Here is a 13,404-nt window from a genome sequence, read left to right as displayed (position 1 = left end):
AGGGGAAACGATGAAACGTACAGGATTAGCCGTGGCGCTCGCGCTCGGCATGATGACGCACGGCGTAATGGCGAAAACGCTTAATGTGGTGACCAGCTTTTCCATCCTGGGAGACATCACGCAGCAGGTTGGCGGCGATCGTGTGAAGGTGACGACGCTGGTGGGGCCGGACGGTGATCCCCATACTTTCGAACCTTCGCCCAAAGACAGCGCGGCGCTGAGTAAAGCTGACGTGGTGGTGGTCAATGGGCTGGGGCTGGAGGGCTGGCTCGACCGTCTGGTGAAAGCCTCCGGATTCAAAGGCCAACTGGTGGTTGCTTCGGACGGCGTGAAAACGCACACGCTGGAAGAGGACGGTAAAACCGTGACCGATCCGCACGTGTGGAACAGCGCGGCGAACGGCGCGCTGTATGCGCAAAATATTCTCTCAGGGCTGGTGAAGGCCGATCCTGAAGATACGGCGGCGCTTGAAGCTACCGGTAAACCCTATATTGCGCAGCTCTCTCAACTGGACGGTTGGGCTAAAAAGCGTTTCAGCGACATCCCACAGGCGAAGCGCAAAGTGCTGACCAGCCACGACGCCTTCGGCTATTTCAGCCACGCCTACGGCGTGACGTTTATGGCGCCGCAGGGGCTGTCGTCTGAGAGTGAAGCCAGCGCGGCGCAGGTAGCGGAGATCATCAATCAGATTAAAGCTGACGGCGTGAAAACCTGGTTTATGGAAAACCAGCTTGACCCACGCCTGGTGAAGCAGATTGCGACCGCCACGGGCGCCCAGCCGGGTGGTGAACTTTACCCGGAAGCGCTGTCCGCGAAGGGCGGCGTGGCGGACACCTACGTCAAGGCGTTTCGCCACAATGTGGACACCCTCGCTAACAGCATGAAATAAGCGTCTCTCTGGCCGATGCGTCCGCATCGGCTTTTTTCTGAAGCCCCCTCGTAAAACCCGACGCGCATCCCCATATTTGATGAGAAAGTGCTATCTTGTGCTGCATGTTTTTCTAAGGCCTGGAGCGAGAATGACTGACCATGAATTGATGCAGCTAAGCGAAGTGGTGGGGCTGGCGCTGAAACAGCGCGGCGCGACTCTCACGACCGCAGAATCCTGCACCGGCGGCTGGGTGGCGAAAGCAATTACCGATATTGCTGGCAGTTCCGCCTGGTTTGAACGCGGCTTTGTGACCTACAGTAACGAGGCGAAAGCGCAGATGATCGGCGTGCGTGAAGCCACGCTTGAGCAGCATGGCGCGGTCAGCGAGCCGGTGGTGATCGAGATGGCGATTGGCGCGCTGAAAGAGGCGCGCGCAGATTACGCTATCTCCATCAGCGGTATCGCGGGGCCGGACGGCGGCAGCGACGTGAAGCCTGTCGGCACCGTCTGGTTTGGCTTTGCCACCTCAAAAGGTGAAGGGATCACCCGCCGGGAATGCTTCAGCGGCGACCGCGAAAGCGTGCGTCGTCAGGCAACGGAATACGCGTTAAAAACGCTCTGGCAACAATTTCTACAAAATACTTGATACTGTATGACTATACAGTATAATTGCCTCAACAGAACAGAAGTCCATGGTGAAGCGCAGTTGCTTCTCCCGGCATGACAGGAGTAATAATGGCTATCGACGAAAACAAACAGAAAGCGTTGGCGGCAGCACTGGGCCAGATCGAAAAGCAATTCGGTAAAGGCTCCATCATGCGCCTGGGTGAAGACCGTTCCATGGATGTGGAAACTATCTCCACTGGTTCGCTTTCTCTTGATATCGCACTGGGCGCTGGCGGTTTGCCGATGGGCCGTATCGTAGAAATCTACGGTCCGGAATCCTCGGGTAAAACTACCCTGACGTTGCAGGTTGTTGCGGCGGCACAGCGCGAAGGTAAAACCTGTGCGTTTATCGATGCCGAGCACGCGCTGGACCCGGTCTATGCCCGTAAACTAGGCGTTGATATCGACAACCTGCTGTGCTCCCAGCCGGACACCGGCGAGCAGGCACTGGAAATTTGTGACGCGCTGGCGCGCTCAGGCGCGGTTGACGTGATCATCGTCGACTCCGTTGCGGCGCTGACGCCAAAAGCGGAAATTGAAGGTGAAATCGGTGACTCTCACATGGGCCTCGCGGCACGTATGATGAGCCAGGCGATGCGTAAGCTGGCGGGTAACCTGAAGCAGTCCAATACGCTGCTGATCTTCATCAACCAGATCCGTATGAAAATTGGTGTAATGTTCGGTAACCCGGAAACCACCACCGGCGGTAACGCTCTGAAATTCTACGCTTCTGTCCGTCTGGATATCCGCCGTATCGGTGCGGTGAAAGAGGGGGATAACGTAGTCGGTAGCGAAACCCGCGTGAAGGTTGTGAAGAACAAAATCGCAGCACCGTTCAAACAGGCTGAGTTCCAGATCCTCTACGGCGAAGGTATCAACTTCCTCGGCGAGCTGGTTGACCTGGGCGTGAAAGAGAAGCTGATTGAAAAAGCGGGCGCATGGTACAGCTACAACGGTGACAAGATTGGTCAGGGTAAAGCGAATGCTATCTCCTGGCTGAAAGAGAACCCGGCGGCGGCGAAAGAGATTGAGAAGAAGGTGCGTGAACTCCTGCTGAACAACCAGGACTCTAAACCTGATTTCGTGGTCGACGGCGCGGATGCTGAAGAAACCAACGAAGACTTTTAATCCTCTCGGATAAAAATGAAGGGCTGCTGATGCGGCCCTTTTTGCATTTCTGAATCGACAGGTTTTTTATGAGTGAACCGACATCACGCCGACCAGCCTACTCACGCTTGCTGGATCGGGCCGTGCGTATTCTTGCCGTGCGTGACCATAGCGAACAGGAGCTGCGGCGGAAACTGTCAGCGCCCGTCATGAGCAAAAACGGTCCGGAAGACATTGATGCCACCGCGGAAGATTATGACCGCGTGGTTGCCTGGTGCTACGAGCATCACTATCTGGATGACGGCCGTTTTGCCGCTCGCTTTCTTGCCAGCCGTGGTCGTAAAGGCTATGGGCCAGCGCGTATCCGCCAGGAGCTGAACCAGAAAGGGGTAGCCCGTGAATCGATTGAAAAAGCCATGCGCGAAAGTGAAATTGACTGGTGCGAACTGGCGCGTGAGCAGGCGGTACGAAAGTACGGTGAGCCGCTGCCGCGTGAATTTTCAGAAAAAGTTAAAATCCAGCGCTTTTTGCTCTACCGCGGCTTCCTGATGGAAGATATTCAGGATATCTGGCGTAATTTTACCGATTGAACGCATGCGGGATTTTACTTCCCACTAAAGAAAACTTATCTTATTCCCACTTTTTCCAGTAGCTGGTCCGTCCAACTGTTTACAGATACAGATCTGCTGCGACATTTCGTTAGCTTGATTTCAGGATAATTATGAGCAAGAGCACCGCTGAGATCCGTCAGGCGTTTCTCGATTTTTTCCATAGTAAGGGACACCAGGTTGTTGCCAGCAGCTCCCTGGTACCGAACAATGACCCGACTCTGCTGTTTACCAACGCCGGGATGAACCAGTTCAAGGATGTGTTCCTTGGTCTCGACAAGCGTAATTATTCCCGCGCCACAACCTCACAGCGTTGCGTGCGTGCGGGCGGTAAACACAACGATCTGGAAAACGTCGGTTACACCGCGCGCCACCACACCTTCTTCGAAATGCTGGGTAACTTCAGCTTCGGCGACTATTTCAAACACGACGCCATTCAATACGCGTGGGAACTGCTGACCGGTGAAAACTGGTTCAATCTGCCGAAAGAGCGTCTGTGGGTGACCGTGTATGAGACCGATGACGAAGCGTTCGACATCTGGGAAAAAGAAGTGGGTATCCCGCGCGAACGTATCATCCGTATCGGTGACAACAAAGGCGCGCCTTACGCGTCTGATAACTTCTGGCAGATGGGCGACACCGGCCCTTGCGGTCCGTGCACCGAGATCTTCTACGATCATGGCGACCACATCTGGGGTGGCCCTCCGGGAAGCGCGGAAGAAGATGGCGATCGCTACATTGAGATCTGGAACATCGTCTTCATGCAGTTCAACCGTCAGGCCGACGGCACCATGGAGCCGCTGCCAAAACCGTCCGTAGATACCGGTATGGGCCTTGAGCGTATCGTGGCCGTTCTGCAACACGTTAACTCCAACTATGAGATTGACCTGTTCAGCACCCTGATCAAAGCCGTTGCTGAGGTAACGGGCGCAACCGATCTGAGCAACAAATCACTGCGCGTTATCGCAGACCATATTCGTTCCTGTGCGTTCCTGATTGCTGACGGCGTTATCCCGTCGAATGAAAACCGTGGCTATGTGCTGCGTCGTATCATTCGTCGTGCGATCCGCCATGGCAACATGCTGGGCGCGAAGGACACCTTCTTCTATAAACTCGTTGGGCCACTGATTGGCGTGATGGGCTCTGCCGGTGACGAGCTGAAACGCCAGCAGGCGCAGGTTGAACAGGTTCTGAAAACCGAAGAAGAGCAGTTTGCCCGTACGCTGGAACGCGGTCTGGCGCTGCTGGACGACGAGCTGGCGAAACTCAAGGGCGACACGCTGGATGGAGAAACCGCTTTCCGCCTGTACGACACCTACGGCTTCCCGGTTGACCTGACCGCGGACGTTTGCCGCGAGCGCAACATCAAAGTTGACGAAGCAGGCTTTGAAGCCGCAATGGAAGAACAGCGTCGTCGTGCGCGTGAATCCAGCGGTTTTGGCGCGGACTACAACGCGATGATCCGCGTTGATAGCGCGTCTGAATTTAAAGGCTACGAAGAGCTGGCCCTGACCAGCAACGTGACCGCGCTGTTTGTTGACGGTAAAGCCGTAGACAGCATTAGCGCGGGCCAGGAAGCGGTTGTTATCCTGGATAAAACGCCGTTCTATGCGGAATCGGGCGGTCAGGTTGGCGATAAAGGCGAACTGAAAGGCAATGGCTTCAGCTTCAGCGTAAGCGATACCCAGAAATACGGTCAGGCGATTGGTCACCAGGGCAAACTGGTTTCCGGCTCTCTGAAAGTGGGCGAGGGCGTTCAGGCCAACGTTGACGAAGCTCGCCGCGCGCGCATTCGTCTGAACCACTCGGCAACCCACCTGATGCACGCAGCCCTGCGCGAAGTGCTGGGTACGCACGTTGCACAGAAAGGTTCTCTGGTTAATGACAAAGTGCTGCGTTTCGACTTCTCGCATTTTGAAGCGATGAAGCCGTCTGAAATTCGTGCGGTGGAAGACCTGGTGAATGCCCAGATCCGTCGTAACCTGCCAATCGAAACCCACATCATGGATCTTGAGGCAGCGAAGAAGAAAGGTGCGATGGCGCTGTTTGGCGAGAAATATGACGACCGCGTTCGCGTGCTGAGCATGGGCGACTTCTCTACCGAACTGTGTGGCGGTACTCACGCATCCCGCACCGGTGACATCGGCTTGTTCCGCATCGTTTCCGAGTCGGGGACGGCGGCAGGCGTGCGTCGTATTGAGGCGGTGACCGGGGAAGGCGCGATTGCCAGCCTGCATGCGCAGAGCGACCAGCTGCACGAGATCGCGCAGCTGCTGAAAGGCGATAGTCAGAACCTGGGCGAAAAAGTGCGTGTCGCGCTGGATCGTACCCGTCAGCTGGAAAAAGAACTCCAGCAGCTGAAAGAACAGGCTGCGGCGCAGGAGAGCGCAAACCTCTCCAGCAAAGCGGTAGACATTAAGGGCGTCAAACTGCTGGTCAGCGATCTGGCGGGCGTTGAGCCTAAGATGCTGCGTACCATGGTCGACGATCTGAAGAACCAGCTTGGTTCGACGGTTATCGTGCTGGCAACGGTCGCAGAGGGTAAGGTTTCTCTGATTGCGGGCGTCTCTAAGGATGTGACGGATCGTGTTAAAGCAGGGGAACTGATTGGCATGGTCGCCCAGCAGGTGGGTGGCAAAGGTGGCGGTCGTCCGGACATGGCGCAAGCCGGTGGTACGGATGCGGCGGCACTTCCCGCGGCATTAGCCAGCGTTGAAAGCTGGGTAAGCGCGAAACTGTAATAACTACAAAGCACAAGCAGACGCCATAGCGGTAACGTTATGGCGTCTTGCTCACTGCGCTATCGATAACGATAAAGTCAGGTTGAGTTTGTGTATATCGGCTAAACTTACGTTTAACAGAATGTGATGCCGTGACTGCTTACACTTTACGTGTTTGTCATCGCTTACTTTTTGGCGTTATATGATGGATAATGCCGGGATACAAGAGACCCGACTCTTTTAATCTTTCAAGGAGCAAAGAATGCTGATTCTGACTCGTCGAGTTGGTGAGACCCTCATGATTGGGGATGAGGTCACCGTGACAGTTTTAGGGGTAAAGGGTAACCAGGTACGTATTGGTGTTAACGCTCCTAAAGAAGTATCTGTCCACCGTGAAGAGATCTACCAGCGTATCCAGGCTGAAAAATCCCAGCAGTCCAGTTACTGATATTGTCGCGTCTCGCTGTCGGGCGAGACGCAACCCTCCTGCTATTTTTCCTGCATAAAGTTACCGTTCTATTTCAAACGCTTCGTTTTTGACCACTCTCATAATTTTATCTCATCCAAAAGACGCGCTTCTCTCAACACAATTCTGTGAAGATGCCTGCAAAATCCGCTTATAAAACACTCTCTTTGCGGCTTTCACATGCGAATTGGGTGCGAATTGTGCAAACGAAAAAAGCATGTGGAAAATTGTTTGACTTATAAGTCCCAGAAAGTAATATATGCGCCACGCAGCGACGAGAAGCTCTTAACGAGTTGCTCGAAGCACTCGAAAGAGGCGTTGTGTGGTGAGGTGGCCGAGAGGCTGAAGGCGCTCCCCTGCTAAGGGAGTATGCGGTCAAAAGCTGCATCCGGGGTTCGAATCCCCGCCTCACCGCCATTTTGCATCCGTAGCTCAGCTGGATAGAGTACTCGGCTACGAACCGAGCGGTCGGAGGTTCGAATCCTCCCGGATGCACCATCTATTACTTCATATAGCTTTCGAAGTGATATGAATATCGAGCAGTACAGTAGTAAATCCCGATGCATCCGTAGCTCAGCTGGATAGAGTACTCGGCTACGAACCGAGCGGTCGGAGGTTCGAATCCTCCCGGATGCACCATTTTTTACTTCATATTGCTTTTGAAGTGATATGAGTATCGAGAAGTACAGCAGTAAATCCCGATGCATCCGTAGCTCAGCTGGATAGAGTACTCGGCTACGAACCGAGCGGTCGGAGGTTCGAATCCTCCCGGATGCACCATTTTTTAATTCATATTGCTTTTGAAGTGATATGAGTATCGAGAAGTACAGCAGTAAATCCCGATGCATCCGTAGCTCAGCTGGATAGAGTACTCGGCTACGAACCGAGCGGTCGGAGGTTCGAATCCTCCCGGATGCACCATATTCTCCTCCTTTGTTTATTCCTTCGACGTTTCGTCAGCAATCACTCTCTCTGTCAGCGACAAAGATCCCCTTTTACGATAAAGTAATGCTTTGTTAATCGTTTAGCGAGAGCACGATGTACGCACAGTATGACGGTTTGATCTTCGACATGGACGGCACCCTCCTGGATACCGAACCCACGCATCGTCAGGCCTGGACCGAAGTCCTGGGCCGTTACGGTATGCGTTTCGATTTACAGGCGATGATTGCCCTCAATGGATCGCCCACCTGGCGTATCGCACAGGCCGTGATTGAGCTGAATCAGGCCGATCTCGACCCGCATCAGCTCGCGCGTGAAAAAACCGACGCGGTAAAAGCCATACTGTTAGACACCGTGCAGCCTTTACCACTCATTGACGTCGTCAAGGAGTGGCACGGGCGTCGTCCTATGTCTGTCGGTACGGGCAGCGAGAGCGCGATTGCTGAAGCGCTACTCAACCACCTTGGCCTGCGCCACTATTTTTCTGCCGTCGTTGCCGCCGATCATGTTAAACATCACAAACCCGCACCGGATACCTTCCTGCTCTGTGCAGAATTAATGGGTGTTCCACCTGCAAAATGCGTGGTGTTTGAAGATGCTGATTTTGGCATTCAGGCCGCGCGTGATGCCGGAATGGCGGCGGTGGACGTTCGCTTACTGTGAGTGACGCGCTGTCACTCGCTTCATTATTCGCCAGCAGTTTTTTAAGCTCCACCCTCTTACCGGGGAATTCGGAAGTGGTGCTGGTGGCGATGCTGTTGTCCGGCGTAAGTCAGCCCTGGTTGCTGGTCTTAATAGCAACAATGGGTAATAGCCTTGGAGGGCTGACTAACGTTATTCTTGGACGTTTCTTTCCGCTACGCGAAAAATCTCGCTGGCAGGAAAAGGCAGTGGGCTGGCTAAAACGCTATGGCGCTGCCACGCTGTTATTAAGCTGGATGCCTGTAATAGGCGATTTACTGTGTCTGCTGGCGGGATGGATGCGCATTTCCTGGGGACCGGTGCTCTTTTTTTTGTGCCTTGGCAAGGCGTTACGCTATGTTTTACTGGCATGGGTAACACTACAGGGTATGACGTGGTGGCACTAATTGGTGGAATGAATTCGCGACCTTCAATCGTCAACCATTACAATTATGCTGAGTGACAATTTTTTGACAGGCGGGAGGTCAAATTGATCCCGGACGTATCACAGGCGCTGGCCTGGCTGGAAAATCACCCTCAGGCACTGAAGGGGATTCAGCGTGGGCTTGAGCGCGAAACGCTGCGCGTAAATGCGGATGGTAGCTTAGCGACTACGGAACACCCGAAGGCGTTAGGCTCGGCGCTGACACATAAATGGATCACAACCGATTTCGCCGAAGCGCTGCTGGAGTTCATCACGCCAGTAGACGGTGATATTGATCATATGCTGACGATCATGCGCGACGTGCATCGCTTCACCGCCCGCAACCTCGGCGACGAGCGTATGTGGCCGCTCAGCATGCCGTGCTATATCGAGCAGGGGCAGGATATCGAGCTGGCGCAGTACGGCACCTCGAATATTGGTCGGCTGAAAACGCTGTATCGCGAAGGACTGAAAAATCGCTACGGCGCACTGATGCAGACGATCTCTGGCGTGCACTACAATTTCTCTCTGCCGATGGCGTTCTGGCAGGCGAAGTGCGGTGAAACGGATAAAGAAGCGATCTCCGCGGGCTATTTCCGCCTGATCCGCAACTACTACCGTTTTGGCTGGGTTATTCCGTATCTGTTCGGCGCTTCACCGGCCGTCTGTTCTTCGTTCCTGCAAGGGAAACCGACCACGCTGCCGTTCGAGAAGACCGAATGTGGCATGTATTACCTGCCGTATGCGACCTCCCTGCGCCTGAGCGACCTTGGCTATACCAATAAATCGCAAAGTAATCTCGGAATTACGTTTAACGATCTGCACGAATATGTGGCAGGCTTGAAGCGGGCGATAAAAACCCCGTCGGAAGAGTACGAAAAAATCGGCCTCGAAAAAGACGGTAAGCGCCTGCAAATTAACACTAACGTGTTGCAGATTGAAAATGAACTGTATGCGCCGATTCGTCCGAAGCGCGTGACGCGCAGCGGTGAAACGCCGTCGGATGCGCTACAGCGCGGCGGGATCGAATACATTGAAGTGCGCTCGCTGGATATCAACCCGTTCTCACCGATTGGCGTTGACGAACAGCAGGTTCGCTTCCTTGACCTGTTTATGGTCTGGTGCGTACTGGCGGATGCGCCGGAAATGAGTTCCGACGAACTGCTGTGTACCCGTGCCAACTGGAATCGCGTGATTCTGGAAGGGCGCAAGCCGGGTCTGACGTTAGGTATTGGCTGTGAAACGGCTCAGTTCCCACTGTCTAAGGTAGGGAAGGATCTGTTCCATGACCTGAAGCGCGTAGCCCAGACGCTGGACAGCGTGTACGGCGGCGAAGCTTACCAGAAGGTCTGCGACGAACTGGTTGAAAGCTTTGATAACCCGGAACTGACATTCTCAGCACGAATTCTGCGTTCTATGATTGAACAGGGAATTGGTGGCACAGGGCGTTCACTCTCAGCGGAGTACCGTGAGATGCTGATGCAGGAGCCGTTAGAGATCCTGAGCGAAGCGGATTTTGTGGCAGAGCGTGATGCGTCCGTTGTGCGTCAGAAAGAGGTCGAAGCGGCGGATACGGAGTCGTTTGAGGCGTTTCTGGCGAAGCAGGCCTGAACCAAAAGAAAAAGGCCACATCGCTGTGGCCAAAATATACATCTCTGAATTCAGGGATGATGATAACAAATGCGCGTCTTTCATATACTCAGACGCGCATTCTGTAGAAGAGTTCAGTTTATTTTAAAAAAATCACTATCGGAGGTGACGTATGCCGTTATTAGATAGCTTTACTGTCGACCATACCCGTATGGAAGCACCAGCAGTCCGCGTGGCGAAGACCATGAACACGCCGCACGGCGACACGATCACCGTTTTCGACCTGCGCTTCTGCGTGCCCAATAAAGAAGTGATGCCAGAGAAAGGCATTCACACGCTGGAACACCTGTTCGCCGGATTCATGCGCGACCACCTGAACGGCAACGGCGTGGAGATCATCGATATCTCTCCGATGGGCTGCCGCACCGGTTTCTACATGAGCCTGATTGGTCAGCCTGATGAGAAACGCGTCGCGGATGCGTGGAAAGCGGCGATGGAAGACGTGCTGAAGGTGAAAGAGCAGAACCAGATCCCTGAGCTGAACGTTTACCAGTGCGGCACTTACCAGATGCACTCTCTGGAAGAAGCTCAGGAGATTGCCCGTCATATCATCGAACGTGATGTTCGTGTAAACAGCAATGACGAGCTGGCCCTGCCAAAAGAAAAACTTCAGGAACTGCACATTTAGTATCGTGCCTGTGGATGCCCGGTGGCGCTTCGCTGACCGGGCCTACAATCCTGATGACGACAACCACCACCTTCTCCTTTACCCATCGCCCGCTTGTGCCGTTTTCGCATGATTATGCTCATGGCGACAGCGAGCCGTGGCATCAGCACGACTGCGCGCAGCTCCTGCACAGCCTCACCGGCGTCGTGCGGGTCGATACCGCATCCGGCTGCTGGGTGGTGCCGCCCGGTCGCGGCGTCTGGCTACCTGCGGGTACGCAGCACGCCTTGCGCATCACCGGCAACGTTGCTGCCCGCACGCTGTTTATCGACCCGCTGGCGCGCGCCGATCTTCCGGCGACCTGCCAGATCGTGCAGATCTCGCCCCTGCTGCGCGAGCTGATCCTGACCTCCCTTACGCTTCCTGAATCTTACGCACCCGGAAGCCGCGATGAACGTGTTTATGAGCTGATCCTCGATGAAATTCGCCTCATGCCGGTACTGCCGTTTCACCTGCCCGAGCCGGAAAGCGAAGCGCTGCGCCACCTCTGCCAGCAGATTCGAATGGCCCCGGGAGAAAGCTGGAGCAGCGCCCAGGCCGCAGGTATTGTGGGGATGAGCGAACGCACGCTGAACCGTCATTTTCAGCAGCAGACAGGCCTGAGCTACGGCGAGTGGGTGAGAAGGGCGCGACTGCTGGAAGCCTTGGTGCGGCTGGCGCAGGGCCAGCCAGTATTACGCGTGGCGCTGGATCTGGGGTATGGTAGCCACAGCGCCTTTACGGCAATGTTTCGTCGGGTGATGGGTCTCTCACCCAGCGATTACTTCAGGAATGACTGACCGCGTTAAAAAGCGCCTGAATCGACGCGCGTGCCACGTCGCTGTCGATGCCCACGCCCCAGCGGCTGGTCCCATCCTGGAACAGGCAGCGGATATAGGCCACCGAGCGGCTGTCGCTGCGTTCGCCTAACGTATGTTCGTGATAATCCTTGATCACAAACGGTGCGTTGATCCAGCGGCTTAAGCCGTGAGCGGCGGCGGAGAGCAAACCGTTTCCCTGGCCTTCCAGCTGGCGGGTGCCCCCTTGCGTGGCGACGCTTGCCGTCAGCCGCAGCTGGCCGTCCTGCTGGCTGTCGCTGCGGTACGATTGCAGCGCTAATGGCGGGCTCGCCACCAGGCCGTAGCGGGCGCGGAACAGCTGCCAGAGCGCATTCTGCGTCATCTCTTTTCCATGGTTATCCGTTTCCTGCTGCACGTGCTGGCTAAAATCCTGTTGCAGGGCGCGAGGCAATTTCAGGCCGTGGTTTTGCTCAATAAGCCAGGCGCTTCCGCTTTTTCCTGACTGGCTGTTCACGCGGATCACCGCTTCATAGGTACAGCCAATATCCTGCGGGTCGACGGGCAGATAGGGCATCTCCCAGCGTTCGCCAGGCTTACGGGCATCGAAACCTTTCTTGATGGCATCCTGGTGCGAGCCGGAGAAGGCGGTGTAAGCCAGACGACCCGCCCACGGATGGCGCGGATGGACGGGCAGCTGGTTGCAGGTTTCTACCGTTTCAACCACCCGATTCATATCACTGAAATCCAGATTCGGGCTAATGCCCTGGCTGTAGAGGTTCATCGCCAGCGTCACCAGGCAGACGTTGCCCGTGCGCTCACCGTTACCAAACAGGCAGCCCTCCACGCGGTCAGCCCCGGCCATGACGGCCAGCTCTGCGCTGGCGACGCCGGTACCGCGATCGTTATGCGGGTGCACGCTGATACAGACGTCACTGCGGCGGCTGAAGTGGCGGCAGAAATACTCGATCTGGTCGGCATAGACGTTCGGCGTGCTCACTTCGACGGTAGCGGGGAGGTTGAGGATCATCGGACGCGCCGCGCACGGCTGCCAGATCTCCGCTACGGCTTCACAAATCTCCAGCGCAAACTCCGGTTCGGTAAAGCAGAAGGTTTCCGGGGAGTACTCGTACTGCCAGCGGGTGTCAGGGTTCTCTTCACACAGCTGACGAATCAGGCGCGTCGCGCGCGTCGCCAGTTCGACGATTTGCGCTTTCTCCATGCCGAATACCAGACGGCGGAACAGCGGGGCGGTGGCGTTATACAGGTGAACGGTGGCCTGCTTCGCGCCGCGCAGGGAGTCGAAAGTGCGACGGATAAGATCGTCCCGCGCCTGCGTTAACACCTGAATGGTGACGTCATCCGGGATGCGGTTCTCCTCAATCAGCTGACGCACAAAATTGAAGTCCGTCTGCGAGGCGGACGGGAAGGCGACTTCGATTTCTTTAAACCCGCAGCTCAGCAGCAGATCCCAGAATTGCAGCTTGCGCGCGCTGTCCATCGGCTCGGCCAGCGCCTGGTTACCGTCGCGTAAGTCGGTCGAGAGCCAGCGCGGGGCGCGGGTGATAATCTGCTCCGGCCAGCGGCGGTCGGGCAACGAAAGGGTGGGGTAAGGCTGGTATTTTTCGGCGGGTGTGTTCAGCATGGTGCGCTCCTGTTGTCTTTTCACTATCGTGAATCGATTTCAGGCGCGCTGCTTTATCGGAACTGACAATCGCTGTCGCGTTTTGGACAAGGGGGGCGATTGTTGCCCGGTAGCGCTGCGCTTACCGGGCCTACGATCGTAGGCCGGGTAAGGCGTAGCCGCCACCCGGCAACCCGTGCAC

At 55.6% G+C, this 13,404-nt stretch carries 12 protein-coding genes and 5 tRNA genes; 16 read left to right on the top strand and 1 reads right to left on the bottom strand.

The window, feature by feature from the left end:
- Window positions 1-10 precede the first annotated feature (10 nt).
- From KTH07_RS15450 to KTH07_RS15375, 16 genes are all read left to right on the top strand, one after another.
- The gene (locus KTH07_RS15450) at window positions 11-889 is read left to right on the top strand and encodes a metal ABC transporter substrate-binding protein (protein WP_217310794.1); all 879 of its coding nucleotides are present in this window, start codon (window positions 11-13) and stop codon (window positions 887-889) included.
- 130 nt (window positions 890-1,019) lie between these two features.
- Window positions 1,020-1,517 carry a nicotinamide-nucleotide amidase gene (pncC, locus tag KTH07_RS15445; protein WP_003862172.1) on the top strand — a complete coding sequence of 166 codons (498 nt, stop codon included), beginning with the start codon at window positions 1,020-1,022 and terminating at the stop codon, window positions 1,515-1,517.
- 89 nt (window positions 1,518-1,606) lie between these two features.
- Complete coding sequence (recA, locus tag KTH07_RS15440) at window positions 1,607-2,665, top strand: recombinase RecA (RefSeq protein ID WP_015571667.1); 1,059 nt, start codon at window positions 1,607-1,609, stop codon at window positions 2,663-2,665.
- Window positions 2,666-2,733: 68 nt separating this feature from the next.
- The gene (recX, locus tag KTH07_RS15435; RefSeq protein WP_017382782.1) at window positions 2,734-3,234 is read left to right on the top strand and encodes a recombination regulator RecX; all 501 of its coding nucleotides are present in this window, start codon (window positions 2,734-2,736) and stop codon (window positions 3,232-3,234) included.
- A 131-nt stretch (window positions 3,235-3,365) separates the two neighbouring features.
- Window positions 3,366-5,993, top strand: coding sequence for an alanine--tRNA ligase (gene alaS, locus KTH07_RS15430; RefSeq protein ID WP_023304303.1), 2,628 nt, complete (start codon window positions 3,366-3,368; stop codon window positions 5,991-5,993).
- Window positions 5,994-6,234: 241 nt separating this feature from the next.
- Window positions 6,235-6,420 (top strand): carbon storage regulator CsrA, encoded by a 186-nt coding sequence (gene csrA / locus KTH07_RS15425; protein WP_000906486.1) that lies wholly within the window; start codon window positions 6,235-6,237, stop codon window positions 6,418-6,420.
- 342 nt (window positions 6,421-6,762) lie between these two features.
- A tRNA-Ser gene (locus KTH07_RS15420) sits at window positions 6,763-6,855 on the top strand.
- A gap of 4 nt (window positions 6,856-6,859) precedes the next feature.
- Window positions 6,860-6,936: transfer RNA gene (locus tag KTH07_RS15415), tRNA-Arg, on the top strand.
- A 64-nt stretch (window positions 6,937-7,000) separates the two neighbouring features.
- Window positions 7,001-7,077 (top strand) — tRNA-Arg (locus tag KTH07_RS15410).
- A gap of 64 nt (window positions 7,078-7,141) precedes the next feature.
- A tRNA-Arg gene (locus KTH07_RS15405) sits at window positions 7,142-7,218 on the top strand.
- Between the two features lie 64 nt (window positions 7,219-7,282).
- A tRNA-Arg gene (locus KTH07_RS15400) sits at window positions 7,283-7,359 on the top strand.
- 117 nt (window positions 7,360-7,476) lie between these two features.
- On the top strand, window positions 7,477-8,043 hold the full coding sequence (gene yqaB / locus KTH07_RS15395; RefSeq protein ID WP_015571665.1) for a fructose-1-phosphate/6-phosphogluconate phosphatase: 567 nt from the start codon (window positions 7,477-7,479) through the stop codon (window positions 8,041-8,043).
- The gene (locus tag KTH07_RS15390; RefSeq protein WP_017692791.1) at window positions 8,040-8,468 is read left to right on the top strand and encodes a YqaA family protein; all 429 of its coding nucleotides are present in this window, start codon (window positions 8,040-8,042) and stop codon (window positions 8,466-8,468) included. Before yqaB ends, KTH07_RS15390 begins: the two co-directional genes overlap by 4 nt.
- 83 nt (window positions 8,469-8,551) lie before the next feature.
- A complete protein-coding gene (gene gshA / locus KTH07_RS15385; RefSeq protein ID WP_032619162.1) occupies window positions 8,552-10,096 on the top strand; it encodes a glutamate--cysteine ligase in 1,545 nt (514 codons plus the stop codon).
- Window positions 10,097-10,247: 151 nt separating this feature from the next.
- Window positions 10,248-10,763 carry an S-ribosylhomocysteine lyase gene (luxS, locus tag KTH07_RS15380; protein WP_017382778.1) on the top strand — a complete coding sequence of 172 codons (516 nt, stop codon included), beginning with the start codon at window positions 10,248-10,250 and terminating at the stop codon, window positions 10,761-10,763.
- Window positions 10,764-10,816: 53 nt separating this feature from the next.
- Window positions 10,817-11,581, top strand: coding sequence for a helix-turn-helix domain-containing protein (locus tag KTH07_RS15375; protein ID WP_003862181.1), 765 nt, complete (start codon window positions 10,817-10,819; stop codon window positions 11,579-11,581).
- On the opposite strand, the gene leuA is transcribed toward KTH07_RS15375, so the two are convergent.
- Complete coding sequence (gene leuA, locus KTH07_RS15370) at window positions 11,568-13,223, bottom strand: 2-isopropylmalate synthase (RefSeq protein WP_045331265.1); 1,656 nt, start codon at window positions 13,221-13,223, stop codon at window positions 11,568-11,570. The two genes, KTH07_RS15375 and leuA, sit on opposite strands and share 14 nt — an antisense overlap.
- Window positions 13,224-13,404 lie beyond the last annotated feature (181 nt).

This window comes from Enterobacter cloacae complex sp. ECL72 (genome assembly GCF_019056635.1).
In the GTDB taxonomy this organism is placed as follows: Bacteria; Pseudomonadota; Gammaproteobacteria; order Enterobacterales; family Enterobacteriaceae; genus Enterobacter; species Enterobacter hormaechei_C.
The sequence above is the reverse complement of the archived record's forward strand: the minus strand, read 5'-3'. Positions and strand labels throughout refer to the sequence as shown.

Bases quoted from the DNA above. Each gene is read 5' to 3' on its own strand.
- KTH07_RS15450 (WP_217310794.1), top strand. From the start codon at position 11: ATGAAACGTACAGGATTAGCCGTGGCGCTCGCGCTCGGCATGATGACG.
- pncC (WP_003862172.1), top strand. From the start codon at position 1,020: ATGACTGACCATGAATTGATGCAGCTAAGCGAAGTGGTGGGGCTGGCG.
- recA (WP_015571667.1), top strand. From the start codon at position 1,607: ATGGCTATCGACGAAAACAAACAGAAAGCGTTGGCGGCAGCACTGGGC.
- recX (WP_017382782.1), top strand. From the start codon at position 2,734: ATGAGTGAACCGACATCACGCCGACCAGCCTACTCACGCTTGCTGGAT.
- alaS (WP_023304303.1), top strand. From the start codon at position 3,366: ATGAGCAAGAGCACCGCTGAGATCCGTCAGGCGTTTCTCGATTTTTTC.
- csrA (WP_000906486.1), top strand. From the start codon at position 6,235: ATGCTGATTCTGACTCGTCGAGTTGGTGAGACCCTCATGATTGGGGAT.
- yqaB (WP_015571665.1), top strand. From the start codon at position 7,477: ATGTACGCACAGTATGACGGTTTGATCTTCGACATGGACGGCACCCTC.
- luxS (WP_017382778.1), top strand. From the start codon at position 10,248: ATGCCGTTATTAGATAGCTTTACTGTCGACCATACCCGTATGGAAGCA.
- KTH07_RS15375 (WP_003862181.1), top strand. From the start codon at position 10,817: ATGACGACAACCACCACCTTCTCCTTTACCCATCGCCCGCTTGTGCCG.
- leuA (WP_045331265.1), bottom strand. From the start codon at position 13,223: ATGCTGAACACACCCGCCGAAAAATACCAGCCTTACCCCACCCTTTCG.